General features: G+C 69.8%; 22 protein-coding genes. 12 read left to right on the forward strand and 10 right to left on the reverse strand.

The window, feature by feature from the left end:
* Positions 1-8: 8 nt before the first annotated feature.
* On the reverse strand, positions 9-1,274 hold the full coding sequence (locus tag NR798_RS03565; RefSeq protein ID WP_375769980.1) for a hypothetical protein: 1,266 nt from the start codon (positions 1,272-1,274) through the stop codon (positions 9-11).
* A 361-nt stretch (positions 1,275-1,635) separates the two neighbouring features.
* On the opposite strand from NR798_RS03565, the gene NR798_RS03570 reads away from it, so the two are divergent.
* The 3 genes from NR798_RS03570 (at position 1,636) to NR798_RS03580 (ending at position 3,866) form a co-directional block, all read left to right on the forward strand.
* Positions 1,636-2,571 carry a hypothetical protein gene (locus tag NR798_RS03570; RefSeq protein WP_375769981.1) on the forward strand — a complete coding sequence of 312 codons (936 nt, stop codon included), beginning with the start codon at positions 1,636-1,638 and terminating at the stop codon, positions 2,569-2,571.
* A gap of 133 nt (positions 2,572-2,704) precedes the next feature.
* Positions 2,705-3,214 carry an RNA polymerase sigma factor gene (locus NR798_RS03575; RefSeq protein WP_375769982.1) on the forward strand — a complete coding sequence of 170 codons (510 nt, stop codon included), beginning with the start codon at positions 2,705-2,707 and terminating at the stop codon, positions 3,212-3,214.
* A 4-nt stretch (positions 3,215-3,218) separates the two neighbouring features.
* A complete protein-coding gene (locus tag NR798_RS03580) occupies positions 3,219-3,866 on the forward strand; it encodes a cupin domain-containing protein (protein WP_375769983.1) in 648 nt (215 codons plus the stop codon).
* Position 3,867: 1 nt separating this feature from the next.
* On the opposite strand, the gene NR798_RS03585 is transcribed toward NR798_RS03580, so the two are convergent.
* The 6 genes from NR798_RS03585 to NR798_RS03610 all read right to left on the reverse strand — a co-directional run bounded on the left by NR798_RS03585 (position 3,868) and on the right by NR798_RS03610 (position 10,727).
* Entirely contained in the window at positions 3,868-4,419 is a 552-nt protein-coding gene (locus tag NR798_RS03585) for a DUF2378 family protein (RefSeq protein WP_375769984.1), read from the reverse strand.
* Positions 4,420-4,625: 206 nt separating this feature from the next.
* Positions 4,626-5,099: an ankyrin repeat domain-containing protein gene (locus NR798_RS03590; protein WP_375769985.1), complete on the reverse strand. Its 474-nt coding sequence runs from the start codon at positions 5,097-5,099 to the stop codon at positions 4,626-4,628.
* A gap of 92 nt (positions 5,100-5,191) precedes the next feature.
* Complete coding sequence (locus NR798_RS03595; protein ID WP_375769986.1) at positions 5,192-6,610, reverse strand: hypothetical protein; 1,419 nt, start codon at positions 6,608-6,610, stop codon at positions 5,192-5,194.
* Positions 6,611-6,682: 72 nt separating this feature from the next.
* The gene (locus NR798_RS03600; protein ID WP_375769987.1) at positions 6,683-7,705 is read right to left on the reverse strand and encodes a hypothetical protein; all 1,023 of its coding nucleotides are present in this window, start codon (positions 7,703-7,705) and stop codon (positions 6,683-6,685) included.
* 289 nt (positions 7,706-7,994) lie between these two features.
* Complete coding sequence (locus NR798_RS03605; RefSeq protein ID WP_375769988.1) at positions 7,995-10,124, reverse strand: ATP-binding protein; 2,130 nt, start codon at positions 10,122-10,124, stop codon at positions 7,995-7,997.
* A 72-nt stretch (positions 10,125-10,196) separates the two neighbouring features.
* Positions 10,197-10,727: a YbhB/YbcL family Raf kinase inhibitor-like protein gene (locus NR798_RS03610; RefSeq protein ID WP_375769989.1), complete on the reverse strand. Its 531-nt coding sequence runs from the start codon at positions 10,725-10,727 to the stop codon at positions 10,197-10,199.
* Between the two features lie 169 nt (positions 10,728-10,896).
* Between NR798_RS03610 and NR798_RS03615 the strand changes: the two genes are divergently transcribed.
* Positions 10,897-11,685 (forward strand): SAM-dependent methyltransferase, encoded by a 789-nt coding sequence (locus NR798_RS03615; protein WP_375769990.1) that lies wholly within the window; start codon positions 10,897-10,899, stop codon positions 11,683-11,685.
* On the opposite strand, the gene NR798_RS03620 is transcribed toward NR798_RS03615, so the two are convergent.
* The 3 genes from NR798_RS03620 to NR798_RS03630 are packed head-to-tail and all read right to left on the reverse strand — an operon-like array spanning position 11,636 to position 13,555.
* On the reverse strand, positions 11,636-12,589 hold the full coding sequence (locus NR798_RS03620) for a lysostaphin resistance A-like protein (protein WP_375769991.1): 954 nt from the start codon (positions 12,587-12,589) through the stop codon (positions 11,636-11,638). The genes NR798_RS03615 and NR798_RS03620 overlap by 50 nt on opposite strands.
* A 19-nt stretch (positions 12,590-12,608) precedes the next feature.
* Entirely contained in the window at positions 12,609-13,256 is a 648-nt protein-coding gene (locus NR798_RS03625) for a DUF1648 domain-containing protein (RefSeq protein WP_375769992.1), read from the reverse strand.
* Positions 13,253-13,555, reverse strand: coding sequence for an autorepressor SdpR family transcription factor (locus tag NR798_RS03630; RefSeq protein ID WP_375769993.1), 303 nt, complete (start codon positions 13,553-13,555; stop codon positions 13,253-13,255). Before NR798_RS03630 ends, NR798_RS03625 begins: the two co-directional genes overlap by 4 nt.
* Positions 13,556-13,719: 164 nt before the next feature.
* Between NR798_RS03630 and NR798_RS03635 the strand changes: the two genes are divergently transcribed.
* From NR798_RS03635 to ychF, 8 genes are all read left to right on the forward strand, one after another.
* A complete protein-coding gene (locus NR798_RS03635; protein WP_375769994.1) occupies positions 13,720-14,664 on the forward strand; it encodes a hypothetical protein in 945 nt (314 codons plus the stop codon).
* A gap of 5 nt (positions 14,665-14,669) precedes the next feature.
* On the forward strand, positions 14,670-16,076 hold the full coding sequence (locus tag NR798_RS03640; protein ID WP_375769995.1) for a putative metal-binding motif-containing protein: 1,407 nt from the start codon (positions 14,670-14,672) through the stop codon (positions 16,074-16,076).
* Between the two features lie 139 nt (positions 16,077-16,215).
* Positions 16,216-16,479, forward strand: a complete 264-nt coding sequence (locus NR798_RS03645; protein ID WP_375769996.1) for an AtpZ/AtpI family protein — start codon at positions 16,216-16,218, stop codon at positions 16,477-16,479.
* 17 nt (positions 16,480-16,496) lie between these two features.
* Positions 16,497-16,877 (forward strand): hypothetical protein, encoded by a 381-nt coding sequence (locus NR798_RS03650; RefSeq protein ID WP_375773718.1) that lies wholly within the window; start codon positions 16,497-16,499, stop codon positions 16,875-16,877.
* The gene (atpB, locus tag NR798_RS03655; RefSeq protein WP_375769997.1) at positions 16,877-17,962 is read left to right on the forward strand and encodes a F0F1 ATP synthase subunit A; all 1,086 of its coding nucleotides are present in this window, start codon (positions 16,877-16,879) and stop codon (positions 17,960-17,962) included. The genes NR798_RS03650 and atpB overlap by 1 nt, the downstream gene beginning before the upstream one ends.
* Positions 17,963-18,107: 145 nt before the next feature.
* Complete coding sequence (locus tag NR798_RS03660) at positions 18,108-18,338, forward strand: ATP synthase F0 subunit C (RefSeq protein WP_203410312.1); 231 nt, start codon at positions 18,108-18,110, stop codon at positions 18,336-18,338.
* Positions 18,339-18,474: 136 nt separating this feature from the next.
* Positions 18,475-19,008, forward strand: a complete 534-nt coding sequence (gene atpF / locus NR798_RS03665) for a F0F1 ATP synthase subunit B (RefSeq protein ID WP_375769998.1) — start codon at positions 18,475-18,477, stop codon at positions 19,006-19,008.
* A gap of 45 nt (positions 19,009-19,053) precedes the next feature.
* Positions 19,054-20,163 (forward strand): redox-regulated ATPase YchF, encoded by a 1,110-nt coding sequence (gene ychF, locus NR798_RS03670; RefSeq protein WP_375769999.1) that lies wholly within the window; start codon positions 19,054-19,056, stop codon positions 20,161-20,163.
* The last annotated feature ends 12 nt before the right edge of the window (positions 20,164-20,175 follow it).

Raw genomic sequence — 20,175 nt, forward strand, 5'->3', positions numbered from 1 at the left:
CTGATTCACTAGGGGAACTGCCGCTGCTCCCAGGTATTGATGGCCTGCGCGGCTTCCCCCAGTTGCTCGCTGGTGCGGGCAGCCCGGAGCTCATTGCCAATCGCCACGAGTTCCCTGAGTGGCGGAAGTGTGGAGGACGGATTCGTGCTGAGGAAGACCTTCTGCACGGTGCGGAGCCGCTGCATGAGCAGATCGCGTTCGCAGTCGACACTGACAGCAGGCTGGCACTTGGACGTATCCAGATTCGCGGCCTCGCTGAGCTTCTTCTTGATCAAAGCGCGCGCCAGCCGCTCCTCCTCCGTCAGCGCCGCTTCTCGCCGCTGCGCTTCCGTCATCCGCTCTGCTTCCAGCCGCTGCGCCTCCAGCCGCTCGGCCTTCCAGTGTGGGTCCTCATAAATGAACTCACTGGCGAACTGATCGATCTCCAGGCTGATGCGCGTTCGCTCCTGGCTTGTTGCCGCGTTCTCTATCTGGGTCCACAAACTCATCCATTTCTCAGAGACGGAATCCTGGAATTTGCCCCTCTGGCATAGCGCCTGCTTGATACCGGCAAGGCGTGACAACTGCTGCTCCTTCAGGCTCTTGCCTGGAAGGGTGGGCTGAGGCGTGCAGTCCGGTGGCTTGTGGGTCTGTACGGCAACGGGCTCCTCCTCCTTCTGCTCTGCTACCGGGGCACTCGGAGCAGCCGCAGGCATTGGCGCCTGGGCTGTTGATGCCGTGGGCTTGGGGCTTGAGGGCTCATCCTTCTTTGGGGACTGCGCAATCCGCGTGTCCTCACGCTTCTCCTGGGCGGGCCCGGTTGCTGGCGGGGCGGGAGGTGTCTCCCGTTGCTGCTCCGCCTGGGCTGACGGTTTCTCCGTACCGCCTGGCAGGCGGAGGGACTCCACCTCTTGCTTCACCTGCTTCCGCACGGACTCGAAGAGCGCCTCGACCTTGGGGGCGACCTGCACGGGCAGTTTCGCGTCGGGCCTCAGCAGCAGGGCGGCCCTGAAGCTGGAAGCCCCCGGCTTTTGCTTGCCCATCTCGCACAGGATGATGCCTTCATAGAGGGAGAGGGTGACCTCTTCGTCCGTTCCGCGAGGCAGTTTGCGGGCGAGTTGGAGTTGGTTGAGCGCGAGCTCGTAATCAAGGCTTTCGTACAGGCGGTTGATCGACCTGATGTAGTTGTGGATCTCGCCTTCGTTCGCGGCGCGCGCGGCGAAGGGAAGGACCAGGGCCGCCAGCACAAGAACCCACGTGCCTTGAACGGCGGACCACCCGGAATGCTTTCTCACGTAATGCTTGCTCCCTGACGTGGGAGGTTACCCTGAGGCCGCAGACGCGCAAAGCGCACGCTGGCCCTCGCGATGGGATGCGCTCCAGGTTCTGATGTGGATGCTCCACCGGTTCGCGGGCGTGCAGGCTCGCGCTGCCCATGCCGATGGCTGCTCGGGTTGTCGCCGCTGATGCCCGCCGACGGAGGAAGACGCTGGGTGCGTCTTTCTCACGGAATGGAAGGACGTGGATGGCTCGGGCCGTCAAGGCCCCGCTGATCCACCGGTCCGCCCGGAAAAGTGAGGGCCGTACGCAACTTCCCCACCGCTCCATGGGAGAATGGATCAACGGATTTCACACAAAGACTTCGTAGGAGCCCCAATGACCTCCATTGATCGCAACCGCAGCCCGCTGGCCCCGGTGGGCCGCCAGACCGTCGAGAAGGCCCAGCCGGCCGTGGCCCCGGCGGTGAACACCGTGAAGGCCGACGGCGCCAAGGTGGCGAAGCAGGGTGGCGACACCTTCGAGGCCGGGCCGGCGCGTCAGGTGTCGGCGAGCCTGCTGGGTGGCAGCAAGCCCAAGGACAAGGTGTTCGACGGCCAGTTCGTGGGCGCCGGGGGCCAGACGTTCCCGCCGGGCACGTCGCTGAGCGACATCCCGGGCGTCACCCCGCGCAACAACCCCAACCCCACCAAGACGGTCATCTACGTCAACGGCATCATGACGGACAAGGCGGGGCAGTCCAGCGACCTGCAGGCCATCGCCGACAAGACGAACGCCAAGGCCATCGGCATCCACAACTCCACCGAGGGCTTCATCTCCGACCTGGCCCAGTGCGTGAAGGACAAGCTGGACAAGGGCACCAACCCGGCCGTGGACACGCTGGCCGACACGCTCTACTCGGAGCTGAAGGCCGGCCGCGAGGTCCACCTGATGGGCTACAGCCAGGGGGGTCTCATCACCAGCCGCGCGCTCAAGGATGTCTACAACCGGCTGCGCATCGAAGACGGGCTGTCCAAGGCGGACACCGAGAAGGTGATGAGCAAGCTGAACGTGGAGACCTTCGGGGCGGCCGCGGCCACCTACCCGGACGGCCCCAAGTACGTGCACTACATCAACAACCGCGACGTGGTGCCCACCGTCACCGGCCTGGGCGGCAGCGTGGACCCGCTCGCCTTCGTCAAGAAGGCGGGCAAGGACGCGGTCATCCACCGCTTCGGCGACGGCGGCCTCAACGTCATCGGCAACCACAGCCTCCAGGACATGTACCTGAAGCACCGCGTGCCCTTCGAGCAGGCGCGCGCCAACCAGTTCTAAGACGAGCCTGTCGCTGACGACAGGTTGCCCGTCCCCCGGGGGAGGCGCTGACAAGCGGCCTCCCCTTTTTCATGCGCTCATCCAAACGCACCTTTCCCGCGTATGGCCTCTGGATGAACCAGGTGGGGGAGCCATGGAGGAGGATGGGGCGCTGCTCGGCGCCATCGCCCGAGGCAGCAGGGCGGCCTTCCAGTCTTATTACGAGCGGCACGCGGGCCGGTTGCTGGGCTACGTGCTGCGCGTGACGAAGGACCGCTCGCTCGCCGAGGACGTGGTGCAGGAGGTCTTCACGGCCATCTGGCAGAAGGCCTCCAGCTACCGGGCCGAGCAGGGCACGCCCCTGGCGTGGATGTACATGATTGCCCGCAACAAGCTGGTGGACCGCTGGCGGCGCGGGATGCCGGTGGCCTCCGAGGCGGAGCGTCCGGTGCTGGCGCTCGTCCAGGCGGACCCCGAGCTGGCGATGAGCCTGGAGCGGGCGCTGGAGGGGCTCAGCCCGGAGCAGCGCCAGGCGGTCGAACTCTCGGTGCTGGGGGGTTATACGCACGAGGAGGCCGCGACGGAGCTCGCGGTGCCGCTGGGTACCTTGAAGTCCCGCATCCGGCTGGCCCTGCGGCACATGCGGGTCCTGCTGACGGAGTGAAGCGATGATGCCCGTGAACCATCCCCCTTCCGAGCGGTTGCTGGCGTACGCCACGGGCGCCGCGGACGTGCCCCTGCGCCTGCTGCTGGAGACGCACCTGTCCTTCTGTCCCGCCTGCGCGCGCGAGGTGGGCCGGCTAGCGGCGCCCGGAGGCACGCTGCTCGAGGCCGTGCCCGAAGAGCCCGTGCCGGAGGGCCTCTTCGAGCGCATCTGGGCGGAGGCCTCCCAGCACGAGCCGCCGCGGCCGGTGGAGGGGGTGCCGCTGCCGCCAGCGGTGCTGGCGGAGCTGCGGCCCCCGGAGCGCTGGCGGTGGCACACGGTGCCGGGCAGCGGCAGCCGGACGGCGCGCCTGGTGCGGGAGGCGCCGGGCGGGTGTGGGCTCTTCCTGGTGCACATCCAGCCCGGGGCCCGCTTCCCGAGGCACGCGCACCAGGGCGGAGAGGAGGGCATGGTGCTGGCCGGAGGCGTGTGGGACCGGGGGCGCTTCCTGGAGGCGGGCGACTGGGGCAGTGCGCCCGCGGGCTCCAGCCACGAGCTCCTCGCGGACCCGAAGGAGGGCTGCTGGGCGCTCATCCGCGAGGAGTGCGAGGACGTGCGGCTGACGGGCTGGCGGGGCGTGTTGCAGCGGGCCGCCTCACTCCTGTCCCATTAGCTCAGTGCCACTCGACGCGGTAGGTGCAGCCGCTGCCCTCGGCGCGCACGTGGTGCACATGGGGCTCGCGGGCGCCGCTGGCCCCGAGCGCCGCCTCGATAATGCCCTGGTAGTACGAGGGCACGCCGAGCGTCTCGTTGATGTGGACCTCGTACGCGGTGGGGGCCAGCTCCTTGAGCTGCAGCTGCACGTAGTTGTCGGCGTTGCGGAAGTTGTGGTTCATCCGCATGAGCAGCCGGCGGGGCCCGAGGGCGCGGCCGAGCGCGAGCATTCCGCGGCCGAGCACCGTCTCGCTCACGTCGGTGACCATTTTCTGGCCGAGCCGGCGGTAGGCCTCCTCGAGGTGCAGGTCGGGGAAGAGATCGCGGACGATGATGTCGAGGGAGGGGCGCCAGACGGACGCCGGGTAGAAGGGGAGCGGTTGCCGGTCGACGTGCAGGCCCATGCGTCCGAGAGCACTTCGGGCCGCATTGGAGAGCCTTCCGTGGAGTGCAATCTGGAAGAGGCCGTGAAAGGTGTTACCGAACACCACACGCTCATCCATCATCATCATGCATGACCCCCGGTTGCGAGAGCCCCTACAAGAGAGGCTGCGTGGCACCCTGCGACCCACAGGGCCGCACCGAACAACACCGATGGTGACACGGAATGCTGTGACCCGCCTGAAACCTACCGGGGGGGATGTCGGTTATTGAGCGGAAGGGGCGCTCAAAACCAGACAGAGGGGCCCGATTTCGCGAAAAACCTGTGGCAGGAGGCTCAGGGCTTCTTGGAGTTCTTCTCGGCGCGGAGCAGGCGCTCGAGGCGCTCGGAGGGGTGGGAGTCGCCGAGCTTGTTGGAGACGTAGGCGCTGGCGGAGGCAAGCTTGCGGCGGAAGTCGTCGGGGGGAGGGGGAGGGGAGCGGGGGAGGTTGAAGAAGTCGGTGCCCACTTTGAGGAGGGCGCGGGCCATGGCTTGGTCGTCCTCGGAAGCATGGGGGTAGAGGAGGGCGGCGACGCGGCCGTGCTCATGGGCGGCGGCCTTGATGAGGGCGGACTCGCCCATGCGGTCGGTGAGGGAGGGGTCGGCGCCGCCGGCGAGGAGGGCGCGCACGAGGGCCTCGTCACCGTTCTCGGCGGCGAGGGCGAGGGGGGTACGGCCTTCGGAGTCGAAGGGGTTGGGGTCGGCGCCACCGGCGAGCAGCGCCTCCACGCGGGCCAGGTCACCGGCCGCCACGGCATCGAAGAGGGACATGGAGGGAGCCTACTCCAAACCGTACGCCCACTCCCTCTCCCCCCGGGAGAGGGTCGGGGTGAGGGTCTCTGTCCCATGGAGTCCCGCCCGTGTTACCGCGAGGGATTCCTCGGGCGTCCGTTGAGCGTTCCGCTGGCGGGAGCGACGTCGCCGGAGGGCTGCTCGACCTTCAGGTCGGCGAACTTCCCCTCGCGCTCGAGGCGGAAGATGTCCTCGTCGGTGACGAACTCCTGCTGGAGGAGCTCGCGTGCGCGTTTGACCTTGGCGAGCAGGACGGGGTCGCTGATGGGGGTGCTGTTCTCCTTGGTGGGCCGGGGAGGCGGGCGCATGACGGAGAAGGTGCCGCGAGCGGGGTGGCCGTCGGCGCTGACGCCTTCGAGCGCATAGGTGATGGCGAAGACCTCGGGCTCGGCCTTGGTGTCGAAGGACACCTTCACCTCGGTGCCCCTGCCTTCGGGGACTTCACTGACGGGGAGCGAGGCGGAGTCCACCTGCTCGGGAGGAGGGGGGCCTTCGTCGGTGCCGCGGAAGGCGCGCAGGGCGGTGACGCGGGTGAGGCGCACGGGCCCGCGGAAGCGGTGGTAGAGGCGGAAGGTCTGCCGCACGACGCCGTCCGCGTCGAGCACGGGGAAGCGCGGCGTGCCCACGGCGAGCAGGGTGACGATGCCCTTCTTGTCGAAGTTCTCGAAGGAGGTGTTGAGCACCTGGAGCGAGGAGCGGCCGGTCTCCTTGCGGCCCGCGGCGTCATAGGCGTCCACGCGGATGAGGTGCTGGGTGTACATGCTGCTGGCGCCCGTGTTGCTCAGCATGGAGTGCGAGACGAGGGGGCCCGTCGTCGTCACGGGGGCCTCGTCGTCGAAGGTCCACACGTAGCGCACGGGGACGAAGGGCGGGGGCGTGGGCTGTCCGGGCCGCACGGGCCGCTCCATCAGCTTGGCGAAGAACTCGAAGTCGTCCTCGGCGTTGGGCTGCCGCCGGGACATCACTTGGATGAGGCGCTCGGGCTCGCAGTCCTTCACCTTGAAGGGCGGGAGGGGGACGGTGACGGAGACGTTGTCCTTGGTGAAGACGGTGACGCGCGGAAGCTCGTACGAGCCGTCCGCGTCGTTGCGCCAGACGCGGAGGGGGATGCGCTGGCCGGTGCCATCGCCCACGGTGTAGTGCAGGTACGCGTCGTTGCCATCCGGCGTGTGGGCGCGCACGGTGATGAGGTTGTCCTCGCCCGAGCACACCTCCTGCTTCTCCACGAGGATCTCATCCACGATGGGGGGAGCGGGCTCGGCGGCGGCGGGCGCTTCGGCGTCGGGAGGCTTCGGCGCGGCGGCGAGGGCCGGGGAAGGCGCCTCCTCTGGAGCGGGCGCGGTGCGCGTCCGGGCCTGGGCCGCAGGGGCCTCCGGCGCGGGCTGGGCCCGGGAGAGGAGCCACCCCACCACACCCCCGAGGGCGACGAGTGCGAGCAGCAGCACCCATCGCCAGGGCCGCTGGGAACGGTTCTCGGGGGTCGGGCTCATCGGGGTGGGGCTCCTCTCCAGGGGTGAAGTGATTCGAGGGTGCGGCGAGAAGGTGCGGCGAGGCGGGACGGGTTACTGCCAGCAGCCGTAGACGTTGCCGCCCGAGTTCCACTGGAGCTGGTGCGTGTAGTCCGGGCCCCAGACGGTGTTGTTGATGGGGTGCACGCCCCAGCCGCCGATGCGGTCCGGGCTGATGGAGGTGGCGGTGGCGTTGGGGTCATCGCGCACGCTCTTCCAGTAGCGGCCGTCGGAGGAGTCGCACACGTTGGTGGACATGCAGTTGGCCACCTGGTTGCCGGCGTTGCCGCAGACGTTGGAGGTGGGGCAGGCGATGGTGAGCGCCGCGTCGACGAACCAGCCGAGCGACGATTTGCACTCGTTGTAGATGCCCGTGTAGAGCGAGTTGGAGGCGTTGGCGATCTGCGCGTGCGAGTACATGTACGGCGTCACCACGCCCCGGCCCGCGTAGTTGTGCGCGTAGGCCATGAAGGTGGAGCACACCATGCCGTTGTTGGACGCGTTGCCCGGAATCAGGTTGGCGCTCTCCAGCGTGCGGTACTGGAAGAGCGAGTAGTTGACGCGGGCGCCGTTGCGCACCGGCCGATCGAGGTACTGGCCGGTGTCGAACCGGGACACGTCGCTGGTGTACGCGTGGTTGTACCAGATGGAGTCGCCGATCAGCGCCGCCTGGGCCGGGTCTCCCTGCTGCCAGCCCGTCCACTCGGGGCCGCCCTTGCCGAACAGGGACATGTAGATGCCGCCCTGGTTGATCTGCTCCAGGCCCGGGTAGCCGTAGCGCAGGTCGAAGCCCTTCATGGGCAGGGTACACACGCCGGGCCAGGGCGCCTGGGCGGGGTTGGCCATGGTGGCGTGCGAGACGGTGCTGCCAGGGCCATGCGAGAGCATCGAGTGCGTGCGGTACTCGCCGATGGCGTCCAGCACGTCGCGGATGGGGCCGAAGCTCCGGTCGAACACCACCGCGCCGTTGGGCGCGTTCCAGCCGGCGGACGTCGAGCCACACTCCCCACTGGCCTGGGCGCTTCCCGCCAATGCCAGCGCGGACACTGCGACACTCCCTACGAGCAGACGACGCATCACGACACCTCCCGGATACGGGATGGGGCTCGGTGCGTGGTCCGGCTCCTCGAGGCACTCCACCCAGGCGGCGACAGGGTGCCGACCACGCCGAGCGACGGAACGGTACCTGGGGATTCGTTCGTTCTACTCCGTCCGAGGAGTGCTGGCCAGGGAGCAGCCGAGGAATTCCTTGACAAGGGATTGAAAGTGATTCTGCCCGGGCCGGCGAGCGTGCGGAACCCGACACTGGCCACCGCGCCAGGGAGCAGGCAGGAGAGCGAGCCCTCCATTCCCTCTCCCTCCGGCGTCACCCCGTCTGGGTCTCCACTTCGGGGCCCAGGGGCAGCACGAGCCGGAAGGTGGTGCCGCCGCTGGGAGGGGAGTCGATGCGGATGTGGCCGCCGTGCGCGTCCAGGGTGCGCTGGACGATGGCGAGCCCCAGGCCGGTGCCGGTGGCCTTGGTGGTGAAGAAGGGGGTGAAGAGGCGCTCGCGCAGCTCGGGAGGGATGCCGGAGCCGGTGTCGGTGACCTCCACCACGGCGCCGGGCTTCTCGGGGCAGCGGTACGCGGCGACGCGCAGTGTGCCGCCCTGGGGCATGGCCTGCACGGCGTTGAGGGCGAGGTTGAGGAAGGCCTGGCGGATCATCCGCTCGTCCACGGGCACGGGCGGCACGTCTGGCCGCAGGGCCCACTCCACGCGGATGCGGGACTGGCCGCTCGTCGCGGTGCGCACGGCCTCCTCAAGCAGGCGCCCCAGCGGCACGGGGTGGAACTCGGGGGCGGAGGGGCGGGCGAAGTCGAGCAGATCATCCACCATGCGGTTGAGGCGGTTGGCCTCCTCCTCGACGATGGCGACGAGGGTGGGAGCGGGCCCGGTGGGCTCGAGGAAGCGGCGCAAGGTGGCGAGGGCGTTGAAGATGGCGCCCAGGGGGTTGCGCACCTCGTGGGCCACCACGGCGGACAGCTCGCCGAGCGCGGCCAGCCGCTCGTGCTCCACCAGTTGGCGCTGGGCGTGTTTGAGCTCCGCGTGGAGGCGGGCGAGCTCCTCGGCGCGGCCGCGCACCTGCTGGAGGAGCCGGTGGGACTCGATGGCGGCGGCGAAGTGCGAGCCCATGGCCTGGAGCGTCTCCAGCTCCATGGCGGACAGCAGGCGGTGCTGGGCGAAGGTGATGACGAGCGTGCCCACCATGCGCGAGCGCACCTGCAGGGGGACCAGGGCCACGGAGGAGCGGCCATGCTCGTGCAGGTGCTCGCGCACGAGCTCGGGGAAGTCATCGGCCTGCAGGACCATGGGGATGCCCAGCTCGATGACCTTGCCGGACATGGTGCCGCGCATGGGCAGCCGGCGGAAGGGGCGCACCGACTCCTCGGTGGCGCCCTGGTGCCAGGCGAGCTCCAGCTCATCCCCCGCCTCGGTGCGCAGCAGCAGGAGCACCGCGTTGCAGCGCAGCAGGCCGATGATCTCCTCGGTGCCTGGCCCGAAGAAGGCGCGCGGCTCCGGCGCGGTGGCGGCCACCGCGGCCAGCCGGTTGAGCGCGGTGAGGGCGGTGTTGTGCGTGGACAGGCGGGAGATGGTACGCGCGGCCTCCAGGGCGGCGGACACCTGCGCGGAGAAGAGGCGCAGCGGGGGCAGCTCCTCCTCGCTCAGCCAATCCGAGGCCAGCACCAGCATGGCCCGGGGCTTGCCCTCCTGCTCGATGCGGACGCACACCGAGCGCAGGGGCCCCACGCGCAGCAGGTGGGTGCGCACCGGCTCGGCCCAGTCGGGGCCCACGAACTGGGCCGTCTCCCGGGCGAAGTCCTCCCCGTAGGCGGAGCCCTCCGTCCACGCCCGCCGCAGCATGGGGCTCCAGGTGCCCGGCACGTCCACCAGATGCTGGCCGGTGAGGTGCGCCTCGCCCGCGGCGGTGCCGGTGGCCACGAAGGCATGGCCCAGCCACACCCGCTCGCCGTCCGGCACGAGGTAGCCGTAGGACAGCTCCTGCTCGGCCAGGCCCTCGAAGACGCGGCGGAGCACCTCCTCCTCGTCATGGAGGCCGGGCAGCGAGGCGCCGAGCGCGGCCACGCGCTGGAGCAGCTGGCGGTGCACCACGCGGCCGGCGAGGTCGCGCACCAGCATCCACGTGTCCGGCCCGTTCATGGAGATGGACAGCTCCACGCGCCGCTCCCCGGTGGCGGTGCGCATCACCGTCTCGTACGTGTCCGGGATGGGCTCGCCCCGCCGCCGGCGCGCATGGCGCTCGGCGAGGAAGGACTGCTGGTGCGCCGAGAAGAGCTCGAAGAGCCTGCCGAGCACCTCGTCGCGGGGCAAGCCGAGCAGCTCGAGCAGGGCCGCGTTGACGTGGACGATGCGGCTGTCACGGATGACGGCCAGGGCGAATGGCAGCGAGTCCAGGTGCTGGTACGGGGCCCCCCCCGCTCCGTCGGGCGTCGTCACGGGGAGTGAGGATGGCACTCCAGGCCGGTTGGGGGGAAGCAGGCCCGGGTGTTTTCCGGGCCTGGTCGGGGGTCAGTGCCGGCGGTGGTGGCGGACCTCCTCCTTCTGGCGCTCCTTGAAGCCCTGCACCTTCTCGTAGGTGCCGATGAGCTCCGTCTGGGCGAGGATGTGGCCCTTCATGGCGGCTTCCAGCTGCTTCCAGGTGACGTGCCCCATGTCTGGCAGCACGGTGTCCAGGGCGAACACGCGGTAGAAGTAGCGGTGGCGGCCGATGGGCGGACACGGGCCGCCGTAGCCCATGCGCTTCCAGTCGTTGAGGGCCTCGCGGGCACCCGCGGGGAGGCTCTCGGGCAGCATGGACTCGGGGATGTCGTGGATGTTGGGCGGCAGGTTGTAGAGCACCCAGTGCGTCCAGGTGGTCTGCGGGTTGCCTGGGTCTGGCGCGTCGGGGTCTTGCATCACGAGCGCGAAGCTGCGCGTGCCTGGAGGCTCGCCCTCCCAGTGGAGGGGCGGGGGGAGATCATCTCCTTCGCAGGTATAGGCGACGGGAATCGTCTCTCCGGCCTTGAAGCGGGGTGAGGTGAGTTGGAATGGGATGGGCATGCGTGGGGTCCTCCGGCTCTGGGAAAGAGGTCCACATGCAAGCTGGGAACGGGAGGACCTCGCGGCGAGGAGGGCCCGGTGGGCGGGTGCGGTTCCTGTCATCCCCCGGGGCGCTGCGCTGGCCGTCTCCCCTCTGGAAGGCGGCGCGCCCGCGTGGGAGGTTCGCCGCATGAGCCGGACCGTGTCGTTGGAAGAGCAGGTGGCGACGGCGCTCGAGACCACCCCGGAGGTGCTGCCCTTCCTGCCGGAGCTGCTGGCGGATCTGGACGAGCTGGGGACCGAGGTCCAGGACATCGTCGGGCTGCTGCGGCCCCTGGGGCTGTCGGCCGGGGCGCGTGTGCTGGACCTGGGGTGTGGAAAGGGCACGGTGGCGCTGGCGCTCGCCCGGGAGCTCGGCCTGAAGGTGCTGGGGGTGGATGGGTTCGCGCCCTTCGTGGAGGAGGCGAGGCGGCGCGCGGAGGAGGGCGGGCTGTCGGGCCTGTGTGAGTTCCGTCAGGGAGACCTGCGCGAGGCGGTGCGCGAGGTGGGCGGGGTGGACGTGGTGATGCTGCTCGCGGTGGGGCGTGTGCTGGGGGATGCGGCGGAGACGGTGGACGCGTTGCGACGCTGCGTGCGGCCCGGGGGGTACCTCGTCATCAACGACTGCTACGTGGCCGAGGGCGTGGAGCTGGAGTCCTCGCCGGACCTGGCGGGCTACGCGCACCTGGAGGAGACCCGGCGCCGGATGCAATCGCAGGGGGACCGCCTGGTGCGCGAGCTGCTTCCCACCACGGAGGAGACGGACGCCTACAACGCGAGCAACACCGAGCTCATCCGCCGCCGAGCCGAGGCGCTCGCCGTGCGCCACCCCGAGGCGGCGGAGCGGGTGCGTGGCTTCGTCGCGGAGCAGGAGCGCCAGAGCCGGCTGCTCACGACGGACCTGTTGGATGCGCTCTGGCTGCTGCGGCGTGGAGCGTGAGCGGGAGCCGCCGGGTGAGCACCAGCACTCCGACGAGCGAGGCGAGCACCAACCACCCCGGCCAGCCCGTGACGCCCACCAGGGCGGTGTCGGGCGGCTGGCCCGCGTGGCCGAGCACGATGACGATGGGGCCCAGGGCGTTGAGGGAGCCATGGGCGATCACGGCGGACCAGATGCTGCCGGTGGCCAGCCGCATCCAGCCGAGGAGGATGCCGAGCAGCACGCACACGACGGTGAAGAGGAGGATGCCGAGCACGGGGTGCTGGGGGTAGTTGTAGCCCAGCAGGATGAGGGGCGCGTGCCACAGGCCCCAGATGACGCCGCTCGCGGCGAGCGCGCGCCACTGGCCGAGTGGCAGCAGCCGGGGCAGCAGGTAGCCGCGCCAGCCCCACTCCTCGCCGAAGATGAAGGGCGCGTTGACCAGGGGGCCCATCAGCAGGCCCTGCACCACCTGGAGCGCGAGGAATGCGTGGGGCTCGGTGAGCTTCCCGAGCTTCGCCACGAGCTCGGGAGGCAGCTGCGCGATCAGGGCACGCACGCTGGAGAGCCCGGTGAGGTCCATCGCCTGGGGGTAGATGAGGGCGGAGAGGAGCAGGGCCCCGAGCACCACCACGGGAGTGCCCAGCCACGCCAGCAGGAAGAAGCGCAGCCGGTGCTGGCCGAGTCCCAGGCCCGTCTCCTGCTTGAGCGAGGGCAGGGGCGACACCTTCCGGGCGACGAGGAGGGTGGCCACGGTGGGGCCGAGCATGGACAGGGCGGCGAAGGCCTTGAACGCGTTGGGCGCCTTCCCTGGGTCGGTGCCGAAACCCAGCACGAAGCCGAGGACGCACAACCAGGAGAAGCCGTAGGCGATGGCCACGAAGGCGGCGATGCCGCGTGTATCGAGCCGGGAGGAGGAGGGCATGGCGTGGGCTCCAGGGCCGTCAGCGCTCGCGCATGGGCGAGGCGGAGAGGAGGAAGGAGTAGAGGGCTGGCGCGAGGCCGGACACGATGAGGGCGGTGAGGGCGGCGGGAGTGGAGAAGGGCGCGAGGCCCAGGGTGGCGAGCCCGCCGAGCGTCAGGCAGTAGCCGCCGAAGCGCTGGGTGCGGTGCCACACCTCGTCCGAGCTCAGGGCCCAGGGGTTGCGGAAGCCAGCGAAGGGGTTGCGGCGGAGGCGGGGGATGAGCTGGCCGGAGAGGAGCCAGGAGACGCCCGACACGAGCGCGAGCGGCGTGCCGATGGACTCCGCGCGGCCGAGGGCCACGTACAGCATGAGGAGATGCAGGGCGGTGAACAGGGCCACGTTGTGCAGGGCCACCATGTCCATGGGAGAGCGGGCGAGCGCGGCGCGAGGGCGGGCGGGCAGCAGGGCGCCGCCGTGGCGCACCACCGCCCAGCTCACGAGGGCGAGCACGGGCAGGAGGAAGGCGCCCCGGGCGCGGGGGATGAACCCGTCGGGCACGCCGTGCAGGTCGAAGTGCACGGGGAGCTGCTCGGGCAGGCGGGGGTAGAGGAGGGCGGAAAGCCCCAGGCCGAGCGCGGCGAGGCCGAGGCTGGCCATGTCCGAGTGGTTGAAGCGGGGTTGTCTCATGCCTTGCCCTTGCGGCGGGTGGCGGCCTTCACCGAGGCGGTCAGCTCCAGCAGCTCCGCGGCCAGGTCCTCGAGGACATTGCTCTGCAGGGTGTAGACGACGTGGGTGCCGCGCTTCTCCGAGCGCACGAGCCCAGCGGACTCGAGCACCTTGAAGTGGTGGGAGAGGGTGGGGCGGGTGAGCTCGAAGGTGGCGGCGACCTCGCCGGCGGTGAGCGAGCCCTGGCGCAGCAGCCGGAGGATGGCGCGGCGGGTGGGATCGGCGAGAGCCTCGAAGGGGCTGCGGGGAGAGCGGGCCATATTTCGATAATCATCTATTTAGACGGCCATCTAAATTCAATCCATTTCGATGCTCATCGAAACAAGGACCCCCCATCTCCCCTCGCCCCCCGGGAGAGGGACGGGGTGAGGGGATTTCGGCTCCGAGTGGGACCCCCGGGTCACCTGCGCTACAGTGCCGGGCCGTGAAGCGGACCCTGCTCCTGTTCCTCCTCCTCTCCCTGCCCGCAGCCGCGGCGGAGCGGCTTGCCGTGCGCCTGCAGCACGGAGGCGCACTCGGCGCGTCCGAGTCGCAGCGGGTGCTCGGCCTGACGGAGGACGTCGCCCGCGAGCTGACGGGCCTCGAGGTCATCCAGGCTCGGGAGGGGCTGTTGTCGGGCCGGTGCGGTGCGCAGGACGCGTGCCTGCGCGCGGTGGCGGCCGAGGTGAAGACGGAGCACGTGCTGGTGCTCGGGCTGGTGCCGAGGCCCCGGGGCACCCTGGACGTGGACGTGGCCTGGGTGGACACGGTGCGCGGGGCGGTGGAGCGGCGCACGGTGGCGGGAGTGGCGCCGGCGGCGCTGGCCCGGGAGCTGCGGCCGGTGGTGGCGGCGCTGGTGCCGGACTTCGCGCGCAAGGGCTGGGGGGGCGTGGTGGCACCGGGGACGGCCCGGCTGCGTGTGGACGGGCGGATGACCGGGCAGGGCGAGGTGGTGGCGCTGACGGCGGGGCCGCACGAGGTGGACCTGCTGTTGCCCTCGGGCGAGGCGTCCCTCACCCGCGAGCGGATTCCCGAGGGCGTGCGCCTGCGCCTGGAGGCCCGGCCGGACTTCCTGCCCCAGGCGGGTGAGTCCCGGGCCCCGCGGGGCAAGGGGCTGCGCACGGCCTCCTATGTCACCTTCAGCCTGGGCGCGCTCGCGGTGGCGGGCTCGCTGGTGGCGGGCGGGCTGTCCCGGGGCGCGCTGCGGGGGGTGGAGCCTTGCACGGGGGCCCGGCGCGACTGCACCAGCTTCACGGCGGCGAGCCCCGTCTATGAGCAGGCGGGCCGCTACGCGCGCACGGGCAACGTGCTGCTCGGCGCGGGCGCGGGCCTCTCCGCGGTGGGCGCCGGCCTCTTCGTCTTCGACCTCCTCTCCTCCCAGTCCGAGTAGTGCCCATGTCCCCCATTGATCGTCTCGTCCGTTGTGTCCTCGTTGCCCTGAGCGCTTGCGCCGTGCTGGCCCTCGCCTGCTACGAGGTGCCCCAGGTGCGCGACTACTACGCCTGCCAGCAGGACGCGGAGTGCGGGGACGGCGGCTTCGTCTGCGACGATGGCGTGTGCTGCCGCGAGCGGGAGGCGCCCTTCTGCACCGGCCGGGTGCTGGACGGGGGCTCCTGCCTGGATGGCGGCAGTCCGGTGACCTACTACGAGGACCTGGACGAGGACGGCTTCGGCAACCTCGTCCGGCCCCTCTACCGCTGCGCGCCGCCCCAGTCGGTGCCGACGGTGACCAACGGAGAGGACTGCAACGACAACCCCACCGCGGGCGGCCGGCTCTTCTTCCCGGGCGCCCCCGAGCAGTGCGACAGCTACGACAACGACTGCGACGGAGTGTCCGACGAGGGGCTCGGCGGCTCGCTCTACTACCTCGACCAGGACAACGATGGTTTCGGAGACCCCGCGCGGACGGGGACGTTCTGCCAGCAGCCGGTCGGCTGGGTGGACAACCGCAATGACTGCGGCCCGGACAACGGCAACGTCCATCCAGGCGCCTTCGAGTTCTGCAACGGGCTGGACGACGACTGCAACGGAGGGACGGACGACACCGCCCAGCTGGGCGAGCCGTGCGTCGTCCCCGGCAAGTCCGGCATCTGCGCCGAGGGCGTCCGGGCCTGCCCCGGCGGCAAGGACGTCTGCCAGCAGGTCAACGCCCCCGCGTCGCTCGACACGTGCAATGGGAAGGATGACGACTGCGACGGGATCGCGGACGAGAAGCCGGACTGTGGCGGGCCCATCCGCTTCAGCGCGGACCCCTCGGTGGTGTTCGGCGCCCGGCACCTGGGCCAGGCCCTCAATGGGGTGACGGGCGAGTGCCTCAAGAGCAGCACCCTCCCCAATGCCACCCCCGCCGACGTCGTCACGGGGGACGTGTGGACGGGCTCGGGCTCCAACACCCACGTCTTCTGGGCCGAGCGTGATGGCGGGACGTGGGACCTTTCGCGCCCCATGACCACACTGCGGTTCTCCGCTGACGTCGTCAGTGACGCGGGCACCGTGGCGAAACCGGATGGGGGGGTGAGCAGCTGGTCCCTGCACCGCCAACCCGTGGTGTTGCTGTGCGGGCCGGGCGGCTTCCTGCGGCTGGTGGCCGTCTCGCCGATCCTCGACTCGACCGGGGCGGAGTACATCCGGCACAACATCCCCCTGCCTCCGGACGGGGGCACCTGGATTGTGGGAGCCAACAGCTCCCCGGATGTGCAGGGGGTGTTGCGCCAGGTGAAGCGGGTGGAGGTGTTCATCCAGCCCGCCTCGTCCACCGGCAGCTTCAAGGTGGATTTCCAGTCGGACTTCGGCTTGCCCTAGGCATTCCCCTCCCTTCTAGCTCGGACCCCTCCGGCAGCGTGGCGGTTGCGCACCGCTCACCTTCAATGCTAAGCGGCGCCCGCGCGTAGGAATGGCGGGGTCGGCAGGCAAACCCGTGGTTTTACCGGGGGTTGTGGCGATGGCGGAGAAAGAGCCCCGGAAGGACTCGGACGGAAGCGAGCTGGGCGAGACGGCCCGGCAGATGCGGGCGGCGGAGCCGTATATCGCCGCGGTGTGGAAGCTGGTGGGCGGGGCGATGGTGGGGGTGCTGGGAGGCTACTTCCTGGACAAGAAGCTGGGGACGAGCCCCTGGCTGTTGCTGGGACTGAGTCTGGTGGGGATCTCCGTGGGCTTCTACGGCTTCCTCCACGAGATGGCACGGTTGGGGAAGCGCAAGCGGTGAGCGAGCACGACGCGGAGATGGCCTTCCGGAAGCATGCCGGAATGGCGGCGGGAGTGGCGGTGGCGGGGCTGGCGCTGGCGGCCTTTCTTCCGAAGTCGGCGGAGGCCAGGCAGTCGGCCTTCATCGGGGTGGTGCTGGCGGCGGTGACGGGGGTGGTGGCCCTGGTGCTCAAGCGGCGGGCGGTGCGCAAGGACTTGAAGGCGGCGCTGAAGGCGGTAGGGGTGGTATTCGGACTCCGGGCGGTGGGCGTGGTGGTGGGGTTGTTGTGGGCGGTGGAGACGGGGCTGAGTCCGGTGGCGTTCGTGGCGGGGTTCTTCGGGACCTACTTCGTGCTGCAGTGGATTGAAGTGAGCTACGTGATGGCCGCGTCCCGGGACGCGGCGGGCGGAGACGAGTGATGCGCAAGGCAATGATTCTTCTCGTCGGGCTGATGGCGGGTGTGGCGTTCGCCGCCCCCGTGCAGGACGAGCACGGCAACGCCGCCGCCGGCAACGAGCACGGCAAGGCCGAGACGCGCCTGGAGAAGGAAGAGGAGGACGTGGCGGGCTACATCCTCCACCACGTCTCGGACTCGCGGGAGCTGGAGATCGAGGTTCCCCTCAGCCACAACCACATCCCCGTCCACCTGCCGGAGATCCTCATCCCCCTGAAGGCGGGGGCGTGTGAGAAGCAGATGACGGAGCATGGCGAGGCCATCCCCAGCCTGGGCGCGGGCTGCCTGGACCTCTCCATCACCAAGCACATGGTGATGATGTGGCTGGCGGCGGCGCTGCTCATCGGCTCGCTGCTCATCTGGAGCAACCGCGACAAGACGAAGCTGGTGCCCCGCGGCGCGGCGGCCAACCTCTTCGAGATGCTCGTGCTCTTCGTGCGTGACGAGCTGGCCATCAAGAACATCGGCAAGGAGGAGGGCCCGCGCTACACGCCCTACCTGCTGACGGCCTTCTTCTTCATCCTCTTCATGAACCTGCTGGGCCTGTTCCCCTGGATGGCGACGGCCACGGGCAACATCGCCGTCACGTGCGGCCTGGCGCTGTGCACCTTCGTGCTGACGCAGGTGGCGGGCATCCGCGCCGCGGGCTTCGGCGGCTACCTGGCCCACCTCACGGGCGGCGTGGCCCCCTGGCTGTGGCCCATCATGATTCCGGTGGAAGTGCTGGGCCTGTTCACCAAGCCCTTCGCCCTCACCATCCGTCTCTTCGCCAACATGCTGGCGGGCCACATCGTCATCTTCTTCCTGCTGGGCCTCATCTTCATGCTCGGCCACCCGGCGGTGGCGCTGGTGAGCGTGCCCTTCGCGCTCGGCATCTACCTGCTGGAGCTCTTCGTGGCCTTCGTGCAGGCCTACGTCTTCACCATGCTCTCGGCGCTCTTCATCGGCATGGGAGTGGCCATGGGCCACCACGCGCACGCCGAGGAGCACGGCCACGGCGAGGCGGGCCACAGCCACGACCACGGCAAGGCCCACATGCTGGGCTCCTGAGGTCCTTCACTGAGTTAGCGGGGCCCTGGAGTCCGGGGCCCCGGTGAGTACCCGGCGATTCGAAAGGTCGCCGGAGGTCGTCCCAAAGGGCAGCAACGACCCCCCCACAAGTGGGTCCCCCTCCGAAGAAAGAAGAAGCACTCCCATGACCAACGTCGCTCTCGCCTTCCTCGCCGCCGGCATCGGTGCCGGCCTCTCCATCATCGGCGCCGCCCTGGGCATCGGCCGTCTGGCCGCCGCCGCCATGGACGCCACGGGCCGTCAGCCGGCCGCCGGTGGTGACATCCGCACCACCATGATCATCGCCGCGGCCCTCATCGAAGGCGCCACGCTGTTCGCGCTGGTCGTGTGCATCCTGCTCGCCATCAAGGTCTGATTCAGACCGTCGAGTAGGACCTGGGGTCCGGCGCCCGCTCCAGACGGGGGGCGCCGGCCCTTGCATCATGTAGAGCTGTCCGCCGTACCGTTTCCGCCGTACCCGCAGTCCCCCTGCCGCACCGCCGAAGGCCGCCATGCTCCTGCCCAACGTTCTCGCCGCCAGCAGCTTCGTGGAGGTCCGCCCGGGCCTCATCTTCTGGACCCTCGTCACCTTCATCATCGTCGCCATCATCCTGCGGGCGAAGGCGTGGGGCCCCATCCTGTCGCTGGTCGAGGAGCGCGAGAAGCAGATCGCCAGCTCCATCGAGGCGGCCAAGCGCGAGCGCGCCGAGGCCGAGAAGCTGCTCGCCGAGCAGAAGACGGCCATCGCCGAGGCCCGCCGCGACGCGCAGGAGATGCTCCGCCGCAACCAGCAGGAGGTGGAGAAGTTCCGCGAGGAGCTGATGGCCAAGAGCCGCAAGGAGGCCGACGAGTTCAAGTCCGGCGCGATGCGGGAGATCGAGGAGCAGAAGTCCAAGGCCATCGCCGAGGTGAAGGCCATGGCGGTGGACCTGTCCATGGAGGTGGCCAGCAAGCTGCTCAACGAGCGCCTGGACGACACCAAGCACCGCGCGCTGGCCGAGCAGTTCGTGCAGGGCCTGCCGGTCAAGGGAACGCCCCGGGCGTAACCGGCCGGATTTCCAGGTCCGCGTTCCGCTGTTCAGGAATCCAATATGGCGCTTTCCATCGGCATCGTCGGTCTGCCCAACGTGGGCAAGTCCACCCTGTTCAACGCACTCTCGGCGGCGGGGGCCCAGGCGGCCAACTACCCGTTCTGCACCATCGAGCCCAACGTGGGCGTGGTGCCGGTGCCAGACGAGCGGCTGGACAAGCTGTCCGCCCTGGTGAAGCCGCTGAAGAAGATTCCGACCTCGCTCGAGTTCGTGGACATCGCGGGCCTGGTGCGTGGCGCGTCCAAGGGTGAGGGACTGGGCAACCAGTTCCTGGGCAACATCCGGCAGGTGGACGCGGTGCTGCACGTGCTGCGCTGCTTCGTGGACGACAACGTCACCCACGTGGAGGGCGGCGTGGATCCGGTGCGAGACCGGGACGTGGTGGACACCGAGCTCTGTCTGAAGGACCTGGAGACGGTGGAGAAGCGCCGCGAGCGCTCGCAGAAGAACACCAAGATGGGTGGCAAGGCGGGCGACGAGGCGAAGGCGGAGCTGGTGGTGCTGGACAAGGTGAAGGCGGGGCTGGACTCGGCCATCACCGTGCGTGCGCAGAAGCTGACGGCCGACGAGCGGGCGGTGCTGAGGGATCTCTTCCTGCTGACGGACAAGCCGGTGCTGTACGTGGCGAACATCAGCGAGAAGCAGATTGGGAAGGAAGACTCGGACCCGATGGTGCAGCGGGTGCGGGAGATGGCGGCGAAGGAGGGCGCGGGGGTGGTGGTGCTGGCGGCGGCGATGGAGGCGGAGATCCAGCAGCTGCCCGAGGAGGAGCGTCCGGGCTTCCTGGAGAGCGCGGGGCTGACGGAGCCGGGCCTGCACAAGGTGGTGCGCGAGGGCTACAAGCTGCTGGGCCTGCAGACGTACTTCACGGTGGGCGAGCAGGAGTGCCGGGCGTGGACGATCCACAAGGGTGACAAGGCGCCGCAGGCGGCGGGCGTCATCCACACGGACTTCGAGCGCGGCTTCATCAAGGCCGAGGTGATGAGGTGGGAAGACCTCCTCAAGTACGGCAGTGAGACGGCGGTGAAGGAGAAGGGCCTGCTGCGCGTGGAAGGCAAGGAGTACGTGGTGCAGGACGGCGACTGCATGCACTTCCGCTTCAACGTGTAACCACCCCTCTCC

The sequence above is a fragment of the Archangium gephyra genome (assembly GCF_042230915.1).
Taxonomy (GTDB): Bacteria; Myxococcota; Myxococcia; order Myxococcales; family Myxococcaceae; genus Archangium; species Archangium gephyra_B.